Raw genomic sequence first — 14,529 nt, 5'->3', positions numbered from 1 at the left:
GCTGAGCTAGCGTGACGCAGGGCCGCGAGAGCAGAGCGGACAGCACAGGAGGGTTATTCGTGAGCGGGAACCTGCCGGCAATCCCGGGCCCGTCGGTCCTGCCCGATGTGCGCGCGGACTATCGGGCGGACGGCACCGTCGCGCTCGTGCGCGTTCCGGCCGAGGGCAACACCTCGTCCTTCGCGCTCGGCGGCGTTGCCCTGGCCGGCGCGGTGGCAGTCTTTGCGCTGAGCCGTTCCAGCCTGATCGTGTTCGGGGTGTTCCTGCTGTTCGTGGCCTTCTGGCAACTCGGCCGGGCAGGTTGGAAAACGTATCAGCGCAGGACACTGAGCGACGCCGAACTGGTCCTGCCCCGGTTGCCCCTCCGGATGGGGGAGCCGATGAGCGTGAGCTATTCCCAGCGCCGCACGGACCGGTCGAACATCACTGCGCTCTCGGCGGTGCTCAGCTGCACGGAATGGGTCGAATATCAACAGGGCACCACAACTTCGTCCCAGACCCACAAGCTCTGGGAACAGCCCCTTCCGCAAGCCATTGCCGACCCGCTCGGGGATGCGGAACTGCTGCGTGGCACCTGGCAGCTGCGTCTTCCGCCGGAGCTGCCGCCGTCGTTCAGCGCCCCGCACAACTCCATCACGTGGCGGCTCACGATCCACGTCGCGGTCCAGGATCGCCCAGACATCAGCAACGCGTTCGTCCTGCCCGTCACACCGGAGGTGGTCCGTGATCTCCGTTGAGTTCGAAACTCGGGAACCGTTCGTCGTGGGCCAGGAGATCAGCGGCGTGGTCACCTGGGATCCGCGTGACGTCACCCGCGGCCGCGGGTTCGAGATCACCGTCGGCTGGCGCACAGAGGGTCGCGGTGACACGGATCGCGGGACGATCTCCTCCGTCCGGACGCCTTTCTCCGACGGGCAGCCCACCGCAGTCACCAAGTTCCCCTTCCGCTTCGTGCTGCCTCCGGACGGTCCGGTCACCTATCACGGCCGGCTCCTGAGGGTGATCTGGTCGGTGAACGCCCGGGTGGACGTGGGATGGGCCATCGACCCCCGGGGATCGCGGGAGTTCATGGTCTCGCCGCGGCTGGTCTGAGCAGTGCGGTTCGCGTACTCCGACAGCGGCTATGCCCGCCTCGGGCTCACCGGCAATCCTTTCGTCGCCGAGGCAGAACCGGGTGTTGTTCCGGAGTTGTGGATCGCGCGGGCAGGCGTACCCCCGCCGCCCCAGCCCGCCCACCGCACCCTCGTCCAACTCATCGGGCCGAAGGGCGCCGGGAAGACCTCCCATCTGCTGCGCTGGCGGGAGGCAGCACCCGGGCCGTATCACTACGTTCCTCCTGGCCGCGGCCGATGGCGCCGCCCGCCGATTGCGCCGCTGGTCTATTGGGACGAGGCCGACCGGATGGCCGCCGCCACCCGACGGTGGGCGCTGCGCCAGGCCTTCCGGCGCGGGGCGACGGTTGTTGCCGGGACCCACGAGGATCTGTCCGGCGTTGCGCGGGCGAGTGGTCTCGAGGTCGTCACCTATGAGTTCCCGGCCCTGAGTCCCGCGGCGCTGCAGGCGTGGTCTCGGTTGCGGATCGAGGCGGTGGCGTTGCCGGGGCGTACGTCGACACTTGTCCTGGACCCGGTCACCGCGCGGGACATCTGTCTGCGGGCGGGAGCATCCCTGCGGGACGCCGCGGTGGACCTGCACATCTGGGCCGCCGAGCGCGCCGCGGCAAGGCAGGCGGGCGCTCATGCCCCTGTCGACCCCGGGGAATAACCTGAGTCCACCCGGAGTTGAGTCGAGTGAACTCAACTTTGCTTGCGCATGACCGAGAGTCGCGCCATAGTTGAGTCCGAGCGGCTCAAGGGGAAACTTGAGCCCACCAGACTAAAGACAATCCAATAAGCAAGCTCTCTTCTGGAGGAAAACACCATGGCTCGTGCAGTCGGTATCGACCTCGGCACCACCAACTCCGTCGTTGCTGTCCTCGAGGGCGGCGAACCCACTGTCATTCCCAACGCCGAGGGCTCCCGCACCACGCCTTCGGTCGTCGCCTTCGCCAAGGGTGGCGAAGTTCTGGTCGGCGAGGTCGCCAAGCGCCAGGCCGTCACCAACGTCGACCGCACGATCCGCTCCGTCAAGCGCCACATGGGCACCGACTGGAATGTGTCGATCGATGACAAGAAATACACGGCGCAGGAGATCAGCGCCCGCGTGCTGATGAAGCTCAAGCGCGATGCCGAGGCCTATCTGGGCGAGCCGGTGACGAACGCGGTCATCACCGTTCCGGCCTATTTCTCCGACTCCGAGCGCCAGGCCACCAAGGAAGCCGGCGAGATCGCGGGCCTCACCGTCGACCGCATCGTCAACGAGCCGACGGCTGCTGCGCTGGCCTATGGCCTCGACAAGGGCGAGGGCGACCACATGGTGCTCGTCTTCGACCTCGGCGGCGGCACCTTCGACGTGTCCCTGCTCGACATCGGCTCGGAGGGCGGCAAGTCGTTCTTCGAGGTGAAGGCCACCAACGGTGACAACAAGCTCGGTGGCGACGACTGGGACAACCGCATCGTGGAGTGGCTGGTCACCCAGTTCAAGAACAAGAACGGCGTCGACCTGGGCAAGGACAAGATCGCCAAGCAGCGCCTCGCCGAGGCCGCGGAGAAGGCGAAGATCGAGTTGTCGTCGGCCACCGAGACCTCCGTCAACCTGCCCTACATCACCCTCGGTGAGTCCGGGCCCCTCCACCTGGAGGAGAAGCTGACGCGCGCCGAGTTCCAGAAGATGACCTCGGATCTGCTCGACCGGTGCCGGGCGCCGTTCAACGCGGTGATCAAGGACGCCAAGATCTCCGTCGGCGACATCGACAGCGTCGTGCTCGTCGGTGGTTCGACCCGCATGCCGGCCGTGAGCGACCTGGTCAAGGAGCTCACCGGCGGCAAGGAGCCCAACAAGGGCGTGAACCCGGACGAGGTCGTCGCCCTCGGCGCCAGCCTCCAGGCCGGTGTGCTCAAGGGTGAGGTCAAGGACGTGCTCCTGCTCGACGTCACCCCGCTGTCCCTCGGCATCGAGACCAAGGGTGGCGTGATGACCCGGATCATCGAGCGCAACACGACGATCCCGACCAAGTCGTCCGAGGTGTTCACCACCGCCGAGGACAACCAGCCCTCGGTGATGATTCAGGTCTATCAGGGTGAGCGTGACTTCGCCCGCGACAACAAGTCGCTCGGCAACTTCGAGCTGACCGGCCTGATGCCCGCCCCGCGCGGCGTCCCGCAGATCGAGGTCACCTTCGACATCGATGCCAACGGCATCGTGCACGTGCACGCCAAGGACATGGCCACCGGCAAGGAACAGTCCATGACCGTGACCGGCGGCTCGGCGCTCAACAAGGACGACATCAACCAGATGATCAAGGACGCCGAGCAGCACGCCGAGGAGGACCGCAAGCGCCGCGAGGCCGTCGACCTCCGCAACGAGGCCGATTCGCTCGCCTTCCGCACCGAGAAGCTCCTGTCGGACAACGCCGACAAGATCGGTGACGACGTCAAGACCCCGGTCGAGGAGTCGCTCAAGTCGCTCAAGGAGCTCCTGGAGGACGAGAACGCCGACAGCGATGCGATCAAGGCCGCCATGGACGACCTGAACGCCAAGGCTGCTGCGATGGGCCAGGCGATGTATGCCCAGGCCGCCGCCCAGCAGGGTGGCGCGACGGGTGACGCTGGCGAAGGCGCCCAGACCGACGACTCGAGCAGCGACGATGACGTCGTCGACGCCGAGATCGTCGACGAGGACGACCAGAACAAGTGACCCAACCCGCTGGGCCGGGGCTCGGGAGCGAGAGCCCCACGAGCCCCGGCCCGGCGTACATTTTCAGGTGGCCGCGGACACGCGTTCCGGCCCCCAACTAGACATCGACTGGAGAAGACGTGGAACCGGAGCCCCGAGCCGAGGCGCAGGATCAGCAGGACGTGACCGACGAGACCACCGCCCCCACTGCCGAAGAAGCCGTCACCGGTGAGGTGACCGACGTTCCTGCAGCGCCCGCAGCCAATCAGGACGAGGCCGCGGAGTCGGCCCAGGCCGCTGAGATCGCCGAGTTGAAGCAGGCCTTGGGTGAGCGGACCAACGACCTGAAGCGGTTGCAGGCCGAATACGTCAACTACAAGCGCCGGGTCGACCGGGACCGTGATGTTGCGCGCAATGCAGGCATCGAGGCCGTGATCGTCGATCTGGGTGGGGTTCTCGACACCATCAGGATCGCCCAGCAGCACGAGGAGATGGCCGGCGGCTTCAAGCTGCTGGTGGATGAGCTGGAGAAGATCACGACGAAATACGGTCTCGAGATCTTCGGCGAGAAGGGCGAGGTGTTCGACCCGCAGGTGCACGACGCGCTGATGCAGGCGCCCATGCCCGGGGTGACCGAGCCCACCGTCCTCGATGTGATGCAGGTCGGTTATCGCTTCAGAGGCCGGGTTCTGCGGGCGGCCCGCGTCGCTGTGGGCATGCCGACGGACGACGCGCCGGAGTCCGCGACGGACGGCACCGACGAAGGCGCTCCGACCGAGTGATCTGCCGATCTCATCCGAACTGAACGTCCGACTGAACGACCACTGAAAGGGGCCGCATGAGCACGAAGGACTGGCTCGAGAAGGACTACTACAAGGTCCTCGGCGTCTCCAAGGACGCCAGCGCGGAGGACATCAAGAAGGCATTTCGCAAGATCGCCCGGGCCAACCACCCGGACCAGAATCCTGACAACGCCGCCGCGGAGAAGCGCTTCAAGGAAGCCTCCGAGGCGAACTCGGTGCTGTCGGATCCGAAAAAGCGCAAGGAATACGACGACGCGCGCCGGCTCTTCGGCGGCGGCGGGTTCCGTTTCCCGGGGGCCGCGGGCGGTGCGGGACGAGCCCAGCAGACCGCCGAGGACCTGTTCCGCAATGCGCAGGGCGCCGACCTCGGCGACCTGTTCGGCGGACTGTTCAACCGGGGCACCAGGACGACGACCCACGGTCGCGGTCCGCGGCGGGGCACCGACGTCGAGGGTGAGGTCACGCTGGACTTCGTCGACTCGGTCGAGGGCAAGACCGTCCCGATCCAGATGGTGTCGACCGACGCGTGCAATGCGTGTCACGGCACCGGCGCCAAGGCCGGCACGATGCCGAACGTCTGCTCGACCTGCCAGGGGTCCGGCATGACAACCTCGGCCTCGGGCGGCATGTTCGCGGTCAGCGAGCCGTGCCCGGACTGCCGTGGTCGCGGCTTGGTGGTCGAGGATCCTTGCCCCGTCTGCGCCGGCTCCGGCCGGGCCAAGTCGACGAAGACCATGCAGGTCCGCATTCCTGCGGGTGTCACCGACGGGCAGCGGATCCGCATCAAGGGCAAGGGCGGGGCGGGCGAGAACGGCGGTGCACCGGGCGATCTCTATGTGATCGTGCACGTCCAGCCGCACCCGCTCTTCGGGCGCAGTGGCGACAACCTCACCGTGACCGTTCCGATCACGTTCGCGGAAGCGGCGCTGGGCGCGGAGATCGAGGTGCCGACCCTGAGCGGTTCGAAGGTGCGCATCAAGATTCCGGAGGGGACGCCGAACGGCCGCACCTTCCGGGCCCGCGGCAAGGGCGCCACCCGGTCCGACGGCACCAAGGCCGACCTGCTCGTCACCGTCGAGGTGGTCGTCCCGGCGCATCTGACCGAGGACGCGAAGTCGGCGCTGCAGGCCTTTGCCCAGACCGCTGACGAGCCCGACCCGCGCGCGAGGCTCGGTGTCTGATGGCCCGCCCGAGCCGGAAGCGCACGAGGAAATCACCGGGGGACGGCGTGTCGGTCATCGACCGCGACGCGCCCATCTTCGTGATCTCGGTCGCTGCCCAGCTCGCCGGACTCCACCCGCAGACCCTGCGGACCTATGACCGCATCGGTCTGGTCTCCCCCCGCCGCACGGCGGGGCGGGGACGCCGTTATTCACCGCGCGACGTCGCCCGGCTCCGGCTGATTCAGCGACTCAGCCAGGATGAAGGCGTCAACCTCGAGGGGATCCGCCGGATTCTGGAGCTCGAGTCCGAGTTGGAGCTCCTCCGGGAGCAAGTCGGCCAACTCACCGACCTGCTGCGCCAGGCCCACGCCGCGCCCGCGGGATCCCGGGTCTTCGCCGCGGACCCGACCGGGGGGGTCCGGCTCACACCGGCTCAACAGGCGCGCCGGGCGGCGTCGCCGCCGAAGGCGATCGGTCGATAACTCCGTGCGGCTCCTGGTGCTCCTGCTCGTCGTGGTCCTGGCGTGGGTGCCGGGGCGGGCGCATGCGGAGACCCGCACGGAGACGCTCCGGGTCCCGGTCGCAGCCGAAGCAGACGGCACCCCGGTCGAACTCGATGCGACCTGGCACCTGCCGGACGATCCCGGACCATACCCTGCGGTGATCCTCGCGCACGGGTTCGGCGGGTCGAAAACAGACCTGGAAGGGCAGGCAAGGGCGTTCGCGGCGGAGGGCTATGCGGTTCTCTCGTTTACCGCGCGCGGCTTCGGTGCTTCCGGCGGCCGCATCCATCTCAACGATCCCGAGATCGAGGGCGCAGACCTGCGGGCGCTGATCGACCTTGCGGCCCGGCGGCCCGATGTGCGGTTGGACCGGTCCGGGGATCCTCGCATCGGTGTGACGGGGGCGTCCTATGGCGGCGCGGTAGCGCTGCTCGCCGCTGCCGACGATCCCCGGATCGACGCGATCGCGCCCATCGCCACTTGGTCGGATCTCGGCCGGGCACTGTTCCCCAACCATGCCGCGGACGCGCCCGGGCCGCTGCAGCAGCAATGGATCGCGGGGTTCTTCGCGGCCACGCTGCGCGACGCTGAAGGATCTGCGCCCACCGATGCGACCTGCGGCCGGTTCGATCCGGAACTGTGCCACCAGTTGCTGGCTGCCGCGGAGACCGGGCGCCCCTCACCCGAACTGCTCTCCGAACTGCAACGCCGCAGCCCGATCGAGGCCGCTGATCGACTCGACGCCCCCACGCTGCTCGTGCAGGGCATGGCCGACTCCCTGTTCGGGCTCGATCAGGCGGACGCCATGGCCGCCGCCCTGCAACGCACCGGGACCCAATACGCCGTCCACTTCACCGACGGCGGGCACGACGCCGAGCCGAGCGACCCGGACGCGGACGAGCGGGCGGTCCGAGCCTGGTTCGACACCCATCTGCGAGGTGCGCCGGAGAGCGTGCCGGCGTTCAGCTATCCGGGCGTTCGCCCCTTCCGCGGAATCGCCAAGCGTTTCACCGCCGACCACTATCCCGGCCTCGCAGGCGTCGCGGTCTCCCTGCCGATCGATGCACCGGCGGCCCCGATCCTCACGCCGCCCGGCGGACAGCCCGCGGCGATCACCCGGGCGCCGAGCTTCGGGCGCGATGAGTCCGACAGCCCGTTCCAGGCATATCCTCTCGCCGCTCTTCCGGGCCAGTCCGCGGCTTTCGACACCGCCGACCTGTCCGAGCATCATTCCGCGGTCGGGGCTCCCGTTGTCCGGCTGCGGGTCACGTCGAGCGCGCCCGAGGTCACGCTGTTCGTCTCGCTGTGGCAGGTCAACGGGGCGACCGCCGCACAGCCCCGGCGTGGGGTCGCCCCGGTGCGGGTGCCGGTCACTCCGGGCCGACCGACCGAGATCGCGGTCACCCTTCCTGGCGGCACGTGGTCGCTCGAGCGGGGCAGCGCCTGGCGGGTGCTCGTGAACTCGACCGACGCGGCGTACGCGAACTCGATGGTCGCCCGCGTCGACCGGGTCCAGGTCACCGCATTGGAGTTTCCGGAGTTCACGGGCACGCAGGTCGGGACTGACCAGCCGCTCGACCCGGAACTCGTGGGCGTGCTGATCGCGCTCGGCGTGGTCCTGGTGGCCCTCGTGGCGTGGGGGTTCACGCATCACCAGGCTCGTGTGCGGCTGCCGGAACGGCCGGAACTGGCCGATGTGCCGGTGGTCGTGGAGGGGCTGAGCAAGGCCTATCCGGACGGTCACCGGGCCGTCACCGACGTCTCCTGGCGGGCCGAGGCCGGTCAGGTGGTCGGTCTGCTCGGGCCGAACGGAGCCGGGAAGACAACGACGCTGCGGATGGTGCTCGGGCTGATCCGGCCGGATTCTGGCGGGGCCTGGGTGCGTGGCGTGCCGGTGCTGCCCGGCGCGCCGGTGCTGCGTCGTGTCGGAGCGCTGGTCGAGGGTCCGGGCCTTCTTCCTCACCTCACCGGGCGCCAGAACCTGCGGGCCTATTGGGCCGCCACCGGGCGACCCGACGCGGAAGCCGGATTTGACGAGGCGCTCGAGGTCGCGGCGCTGGGCGGGGCGCTGGACCGACCGGTGAAGTCGTACTCCCAGGGCATGCGCCAGCGCCTCGGCATCGCGCAGGCAATGCTGGGGCGGCCCGATCTGTTGATCCTGGACGAGCCGACGAACGGGCTCGATCCGCCCCAGATCGCGGCGATGCGGCCGATTCTGCAGGCGTACGCCGCCACCGGCCGGACAGTCGTCATCTCCTCACACCTGCTGTGGGAGGTCGAGCAGACGTGCACGCACGTGGTGGTCATGGACGCCGGGAGGGTGCTGGTGAGCGGACGGGTCGAGGACTTGCTCGACGGCAAGCGGCACCTGGAGGAACTGTTCCTGTCGGTGATCGACGAAGGTCGCGGCTCCGGCGGCGGCCCGGAGACCCTCACGGATCGGTTGCGCAAGGTGCGGCCCCGATGAGGGCTGGGGTGCCGCGGCGGCACGAGGCTGAGCTGCACGGGCGGCACGGGGCCGAGGCGGCGGGACCGCAGGGGACTGCGCTGCCGTTGCGACACGAGTTGCGGCGTCAGCTCGGCCGGGCCCGGACCCGTTGGCTGTTCGCGCTGATCCTCGTGCTGCCACTGGTGTTCGTGGCGGCCTTCGCCATCGGGCGGAGTGGGGCACCGGATGCCGGCGCTGCCAGTTTCATCGACCTCGCGACCATGTCGGCACCGAACTTCACCGTCTTCACCCTCATCGTGTCGGCGGACCTCCTGCTCGGGATCGTCGCCGCCATGTTTCTCGGTGATGCGGTCCCGACGGAGGCCAACTGGAAATCCCTGCGCTATCTGCTCACGGCACCGGTCCCGCGGGTGCGGTTGCTGGTCGCGAAGCTCATGGTCGGTGCCGCGCTGACGTTCATCGCCATCGTGGTCCTCGCCCTGTGGGCCGTGATCGTGGGGGCTGTGGCGTACGGTCTCGATCCCTATCGCGGGCTCACCGGCGCCACGCTCACCTGGCCAGAGCTCTGGCCGCGTCTGCTCGCGACGGTGCTGTTCCTGTTCGTGAACGTCCTGCAGGTCGGGTCGCTCGCATTCCTGCTCGGGGTGCGGACCGAAGCGCCGCTCGCCGCGGTCGGCGGCGCCGTGATGATCGTGATCGTCGCCGCGATCCTCGATAGCCTGGACGCGCTCGGCGCGCTGCGGCACGGGTTGCCGTTGCACTATGCGCGTGCGTGGCTCGACCTGTTCGCCCACGAGATCGCCTGGACCGATTTCGCGCGGGGGGTCGCGTGGGCGGTGCTGTATTCGGTGGTGTTCGTCGGCCTGGGGGTGCGCAGGTTCCTGCGCAGCGACGTCCTCAGCTGAGGATCAACCGGTGCTGCTCAGCCGGGGATATCCACCTGCTCGTTGACCGGCCAGCCGCCCCGGGGCGCGCGCATCGAATACAGACTCCGCCCGGCGCGGAAGTGGCGATAGCCGTCCAGCAGCGCCAGCACTGTGCTGGCCTTGGCCGCCTTGTTGTTGGGGCGCTTGTCCTCGCGGAGACCGAGCAGATATTTGCGCGTCGCGAGGGCCGGTGAACCGGATGTGAGCCCGATGGTGTTCACGAGTTGTTCGACGAAGAAGTCGTCGGTCGCATCGGGATCCACGGAGCGCTGTCGGGCCGCATAGTACGCCGCCACGTAAGGCGCCAGCTGGCACGGCAGCAGGTTGCGGTCCTTGTACGCCTTCTCCAGGATCACGTCCAGACCTTCGTGCACTCCGGTCCAATAGACGACGTCGTCCCGTGAATAGCTGGCCGCGAACCCGCCGCCCTTGAGCAGCCAGTTCACGATCGGGATGGTCGCGGCGAGCTGGGTGCCGTGCTTGAATCCGCGGACCTTCAGCGCGTCCGCGGCCGTGCGGATCGCGCCGGTGTCGACCGCGTCCTGGGCCTGCGGCGACAGGCCGCGCACGACGTGCATCTCCACGGTGCACCCGGAGCGCACCACTGCCATCAGTCGGTGCTGGCCGTCGATCAATTTGCCGTCGGAATCGAAGCGGATCGGATCGGCGGTGTAGAGCCACCGGCCCTCCGTCATCGCCGCCGCATATTCCTTGACCCGCGACGGGCGGAGCGTGCGGTTGGCGACGTTGCGCTCCAACCACTTCTGCGCCTGTTCGGGTTCGATCGCCATCGTCCTGTGCGTCACGCGTGCCACCCCTGCACCCTATGTGGTATGCCTGCCACGAGTGGGCTGACTCGCCGGGCCGCCCGGCGAGTTCCCCGCGCGTACGCTGTTCCTATGCCCAGTCGGCCCGGACACGATGCGCCCGAGGAACTGTCGGATGCGCGCGGGACCGGGGGAGTGCGCATCAGCGGCGCCGGGACGCGCGAAGAGTTGGTGGAACCAGGGGTGCACCTCGTCCCGATGGGGCGTTGGGTCGTGCCGGCCTTCCTGCTAGTGACGTTCGTGGCAGCCGTGACCGTGTTCGTGATCTCGGTCATGCCGCTCCTGCGTCCGGTGCACCTGCCGGCCGAGCGGGCCGGCGCGTTGTTCGAGCCGGCGCTGGCGGTGGACGGACGGGAGTGGAGCGGGCCGGGTGAGCTCGAGCCCGACCGTTTCTTCGCCCGGTTCTGCGGCGGGGTCCTGCTGCGCATCGTCGAGTCGGCCGACCGGGCGATGGTCTCCACCGGGCGCGGGGAACGGCCCGGCAACGCGCTCACGCTCGTGTTCCCGACCGGGGAGGCGGCGGAGGTGGCGTACGCGGAACTGGGCGCGGGGATCGACGGGTGCCGGACGCGGGGTCAGCAGTGGGCTCGGGTCGAGTCCGCACCGGACGTCTCCGCGGACGTCACCGGCTTTCACTCGACGTCGCCGCGGGCCCGGAGGGCTTCGCACCTCCTGCTCGTCAGGTCGGCCAACACGATGACCCTGTTCATGACCGCGACTCCTCCCGATGGGGAGGCGACGGCGCGGGCCTATGTGCAGCGGGTGGCGGCGGTGGCGCGGGCAGAGTGAGCTTGTCATCCGGCAGATAGGTCAGGCGGCGCAGCACCACCTCCATCGGGCCGCGAAGCCCCTTGGCCTCCAGGAGAGCCGCGAGCAACACCGACAGCAACCAGATGCCCAGCGCGATGAGCAGCGCCACCGTCGTGTTGATGCGCGACCCCAGCCCGAAGCCCCACGCGGACAGCAGCGGCGCGAAGATCAGCGACTGCATCAGATAGAACGTGAGCGACCTCTTGCCCACCGCGGCCAGGGCGCGGACGACCGGTCCGGGCGACCGCGCAGCGCCCGTGCTTCCCTCGGGGGCTGGGTGCGGCGGGCGATAGCGGGCGGCGATCAACGCGATCGCTGCGGCGTACCCGAGGCCTGCGGCCACACCGCCCACATAGTTGAGGGTCAGGTAGCCCAGCGCCACGGCCTCGGACATGATCGGGTGGCCGAGATGATCCAGCGCCACCGGGACGCCGAAGAGCCAACCGACCGCGATTCCCCCGATCGCGAGCTTGGTGAGCTGGGGGCGCCACCGCTCGGGCTGCTCGAGCACCGCGTGCCGCGCGAAGAGCCAGCCGAGGATGATCGCGGCGGGAATGGTCCCGGTGAAGATCAGGCCAGGTGAGGTCACCAGCCACATCACCACGCGCGCGGCCATCGCGATCGCGAAGTGGTCGATGCCGCTGAAGAAGTAGTTCATCGAGAAGTCGAAGCCACTGTCGGCGCCGGTCACGTCGAAGCCGCTCGCCGACAACTGCCCGAGGGTGAGCATGCCGGTGACGCCGCTCACCGCGGCATATCCCACCAGGACCCACACGATGATCCTGAGGGTCCGGTTGGTCGCCTCGAACGCGAGCATGAGGATGAGGCCCAGCACCGCGTACGCCCCCAGAATGTCTCCCGCGAACAGCAGCAGCGCGTGCAGGAAACCCAGCAGCAGCATGCCGAGGTGCCGGCGGCGCAACATGCGCTTGATGTGCACCGGATGCAGACCGCGCGCCGAACGGCTGCGGGCGAACTGGACCATGCCATAGCCGAACAGGAACGCGAACAGCGGCAGGATCCGCCCATCCACCGCGATCGCCATGATCGCCCGCAAGACGCGGTCGAGCCCGGTCCCGTCAGTCGGATGGGCGCTGGTGAGGTTGCTGGGGTGGCCCCACAGATACCACCCACTGTTCGCCATCGCGATCAGCAGGAGCATGAAGCCGCGGGCCAGGTCGGGCGCAAGGCTGCGCGCAGTCCGGGGCGGAGAGGGCGAGGGTGTCGGAGGGGAGCCGGCGGGCGGTGGGGGCGTCGGGGTGGACATGGATCGAGACTATGTCGTGACGGGACACTCCCCGGGCTCTGCTCGTGCAGGACTTGGGGGAGCGGCGGGCACTCGCAATGATGGGAACATGACGCCGCACATCATCTGGGACTGGCCCGAAACCGCGATCGAACTCGGGGTGCTGGTCGTCCTGGCACTGGTGATCTATCGCGTGATCAATCATGCGATCAAGGTCGTTGTGCGCGCCTCCGTGAACCGCGCGGAAGCGCGCCTCGCCTCCGCCGACAGCCGAACGGCTCGCATCCTCGCCGGCGTCACCGGCATCTCCAATGCACGGCATCGGGCGCGGACCGAGACGCTCGGCTCGATGTTGCGGAGCGTGAACGCCGTCGTCGTGCTGGTGATCACGATCATGCTGGTCCTGCGTGTGCTGGGCATCCCGTTGACGCCTCTGATCGCCTCGGCCGGCATCGGTGGCGTCGCGCTCGGGTTCGGCGCGCAGAGTCTGGTCAAGGACTATCTGTCGGGCATCTTCATGATCCTGGAGGACCAGTTCGGGGTGGGCGACGTCGTGGACCTGGGCGAGGTGAAGGGCACGATCGAGGAGGTCGGCCTGCGGGTGACCCGCCTCCGGGACATGACGGGGCAGGTCTGGTATGTCCGCAACGGCGAGATCCTCCGCGTCGGCAATCTCTCCCAGGGCTGGTCGACCGCGACCGTCGTCGTGCCCGTCGCGGTGACCTCCGATCCGGTCCAGGTGCTCGAGGTGCTCGGTCGGACGATGGCCGAGGTATATGCGGACCCGGAGTTCGACGATGTGCTGCTGGAGGAGCCCTCGGTGGCGGGCATCGACGCCGTCGACGGCGGGGCGATGAACGCCAAGATCTTCGCCAAGTGCGCGCCCAACAAGCACTGGGGCATCCAACGGGAGATCCTGGAACGGTCGATGGTCGCGCTCCGGGAGGCCGGCATCAAAGCCCCGCTGCTGGCGTCCACCTATCTCCCGGCGATGCCCAGCGTCCCCCCTGAGGCGACGGGCGCGCAGCCGCCCACGGGTGCGCCGCTGCCGGATGCTGCTTCACTGCAGGGCCCGGCCGATGCTGCGCCCACCGACCCGCCGGGTGCCACCGGAACGATGCCCCCGAACGCCCCCCGTTGACGGGTGCGAAAACAGTGCGGCTAGGCTGGTTTATGTCGTTTCGATAACGGCGTCGGTCTGTCGCCCAGGCCCGATGCGATAGCTCCGACCTATCCCCGGCATCCACACAATCAATCGATTCCGCCTTTCAAAAATCCAGTTTTTGATATAAGCTATGAATCGTAGCCGGGGGGAACCAAAGACGCTCCCCGGGCCGCCATCAAGAATTGAGAGGTCGCATCAATGGCACTCGTCAACACCAAGATCCTCGACTTCAGCACCACCGCCTTCAAGGGCGGCGAGTTCGTGGAAGTCACCCAGGACGACGTTCTGGGCAAGTGGGCCATCTTCTTCTTCTATCCCGCTGACTTCACCTTCGTCTGCCCGACCGAGCTGGGCGACATGGCCGACCACTACGACGAGCTCCAGAAGCTGGGCGTCGAGGTGTTCTCCGTGTCCACCGACACTCACTTCGTCCACAAGGCGTGGCACGACACCTCCGACACCATCGGCAAGATCAAGTACTACATGCTCGGCGACCCCTCGGGCACCATCACCAACAACTTCCAGAACATGCGTGAGGGCCAGGGCCTGGCCGACCGCGGGACCTTCCTGGTCGATCCGGACGGCGTCATCCAGTTCATGGAGGTCACCGCTGAGGGCATCGGCCGCAACGCGGCTGAGCTGATGCGCAAGGTCAAGGCTGCGCAGTATGTGCGCAACCACCCGGGCGAGGTCTGCCCCGCCAAGTGGGAAGAGGCCGAGGGCGAGTCCCTCAAGCCGGGCATCGACCTGGTCGGCAAGATCTGATCTTCGCCTTACCCTCTTCGTTCCGGTGGCAGGTCGCACGCAGCCTGCCACCGGGGCGGAGCCCCATTCTCCTCGCGAGCGTTGATGCGAGCTGCACG

At 68.4% G+C, this 14,529-nt stretch carries 14 protein-coding genes; 12 read left to right on the top strand and 2 right to left on the bottom strand.

The features are described from left to right. Positions 1–59: 59 nt before the first annotated feature. The 9 genes from ACQ260_RS14720 to ACQ260_RS14680 all read left to right on the top strand — a co-directional run bounded on the left by ACQ260_RS14720 (position 60) and on the right by ACQ260_RS14680 (position 9,597). A complete protein-coding gene (locus ACQ260_RS14720) occupies positions 60–737 on the top strand; it encodes a vacuolar protein sorting-associated family 26 protein (RefSeq protein WP_432560211.1) in 678 nt (225 codons plus the stop codon). Next, the gene (locus ACQ260_RS14715) at positions 724–1,092 is read left to right on the top strand and encodes a vacuolar protein sorting-associated family 26 protein (RefSeq protein WP_432560210.1); all 369 of its coding nucleotides are present in this window, start codon (positions 724–726) and stop codon (positions 1,090–1,092) included. The genes ACQ260_RS14720 and ACQ260_RS14715 overlap by 14 nt, the downstream gene beginning before the upstream one ends. 3 nt (positions 1,093–1,095) lie before the next feature. Continuing rightward, entirely contained in the window at positions 1,096–1,764 is a 669-nt protein-coding gene (locus ACQ260_RS14710) for a hypothetical protein (RefSeq protein ID WP_432560209.1), read from the top strand. Between the two features lie 156 nt (positions 1,765–1,920). Continuing rightward, positions 1,921–3,795 (top strand): molecular chaperone DnaK, encoded by a 1,875-nt coding sequence (gene dnaK, locus ACQ260_RS14705; RefSeq protein WP_432560208.1) that lies wholly within the window; start codon positions 1,921–1,923, stop codon positions 3,793–3,795. Between the two features lie 119 nt (positions 3,796–3,914). After that, a complete protein-coding gene (gene grpE, locus ACQ260_RS14700; protein ID WP_432560207.1) occupies positions 3,915–4,556 on the top strand; it encodes a nucleotide exchange factor GrpE in 642 nt (213 codons plus the stop codon). Positions 4,557–4,612: 56 nt separating this feature from the next. Next, positions 4,613–5,758 carry a molecular chaperone DnaJ gene (gene dnaJ / locus ACQ260_RS14695; protein WP_432560206.1) on the top strand — a complete coding sequence of 382 codons (1,146 nt, stop codon included), beginning with the start codon at positions 4,613–4,615 and terminating at the stop codon, positions 5,756–5,758. Further along, positions 5,758–6,222 (top strand): heat shock protein transcriptional repressor HspR, encoded by a 465-nt coding sequence (locus tag ACQ260_RS14690; protein WP_432560205.1) that lies wholly within the window; start codon positions 5,758–5,760, stop codon positions 6,220–6,222. The genes dnaJ and ACQ260_RS14690 overlap by 1 nt, the downstream gene beginning before the upstream one ends. Before the next feature lie 4 nt (positions 6,223–6,226). Continuing rightward, the gene (locus tag ACQ260_RS14685) at positions 6,227–8,710 is read left to right on the top strand and encodes an alpha/beta fold hydrolase (protein WP_432560204.1); all 2,484 of its coding nucleotides are present in this window, start codon (positions 6,227–6,229) and stop codon (positions 8,708–8,710) included. Continuing rightward, a complete protein-coding gene (locus ACQ260_RS14680) occupies positions 8,707–9,597 on the top strand; it encodes an ABC transporter permease (RefSeq protein ID WP_432560203.1) in 891 nt (296 codons plus the stop codon). Before ACQ260_RS14685 ends, ACQ260_RS14680 begins: the two co-directional genes overlap by 4 nt. Positions 9,598–9,614: 17 nt before the next feature. On the opposite strand, the gene ACQ260_RS14675 is transcribed toward ACQ260_RS14680, so the two are convergent. Beyond that, entirely contained in the window at positions 9,615–10,424 is an 810-nt protein-coding gene (locus tag ACQ260_RS14675) for a hypothetical protein (RefSeq protein ID WP_432560202.1), read from the bottom strand. 93 nt (positions 10,425–10,517) lie between these two features. On the opposite strand from ACQ260_RS14675, the gene ACQ260_RS14670 reads away from it, so the two are divergent. Further along, on the top strand, positions 10,518–11,234 hold the full coding sequence (locus ACQ260_RS14670; protein ID WP_432560201.1) for a hypothetical protein: 717 nt from the start codon (positions 10,518–10,520) through the stop codon (positions 11,232–11,234). Here ACQ260_RS14670 and ACQ260_RS14665 read toward each other — a convergent pair. Then, positions 11,152–12,522, bottom strand: a complete 1,371-nt coding sequence (locus tag ACQ260_RS14665; protein WP_432560200.1) for a DUF418 domain-containing protein — start codon at positions 12,520–12,522, stop codon at positions 11,152–11,154. The two genes, ACQ260_RS14670 and ACQ260_RS14665, sit on opposite strands and share 83 nt — an antisense overlap. An 88-nt stretch (positions 12,523–12,610) precedes the next feature. On the opposite strand from ACQ260_RS14665, the gene ACQ260_RS14660 reads away from it, so the two are divergent. Both ACQ260_RS14660 and ahpC read left to right on the top strand, forming a co-directional pair. Next, positions 12,611–13,642 carry a mechanosensitive ion channel family protein gene (locus ACQ260_RS14660; protein ID WP_432560199.1) on the top strand — a complete coding sequence of 344 codons (1,032 nt, stop codon included), beginning with the start codon at positions 12,611–12,613 and terminating at the stop codon, positions 13,640–13,642. A gap of 222 nt (positions 13,643–13,864) precedes the next feature. Then, positions 13,865–14,431, top strand: coding sequence for an alkyl hydroperoxide reductase subunit C (gene ahpC, locus ACQ260_RS14655; RefSeq protein WP_432560198.1), 567 nt, complete (start codon positions 13,865–13,867; stop codon positions 14,429–14,431). The last annotated feature ends 98 nt before the right edge of the window (positions 14,432–14,529 follow it).

Source organism: Ammonicoccus luteus (assembly GCF_050880385.1).
Lineage (GTDB): Bacteria > Actinomycetota > Actinomycetes > Propionibacteriales > Propionibacteriaceae > Enemella.
The sequence above is the reverse complement of the archived record's forward strand: the minus strand, read 5'-3'. Positions and strand labels throughout refer to the sequence as shown.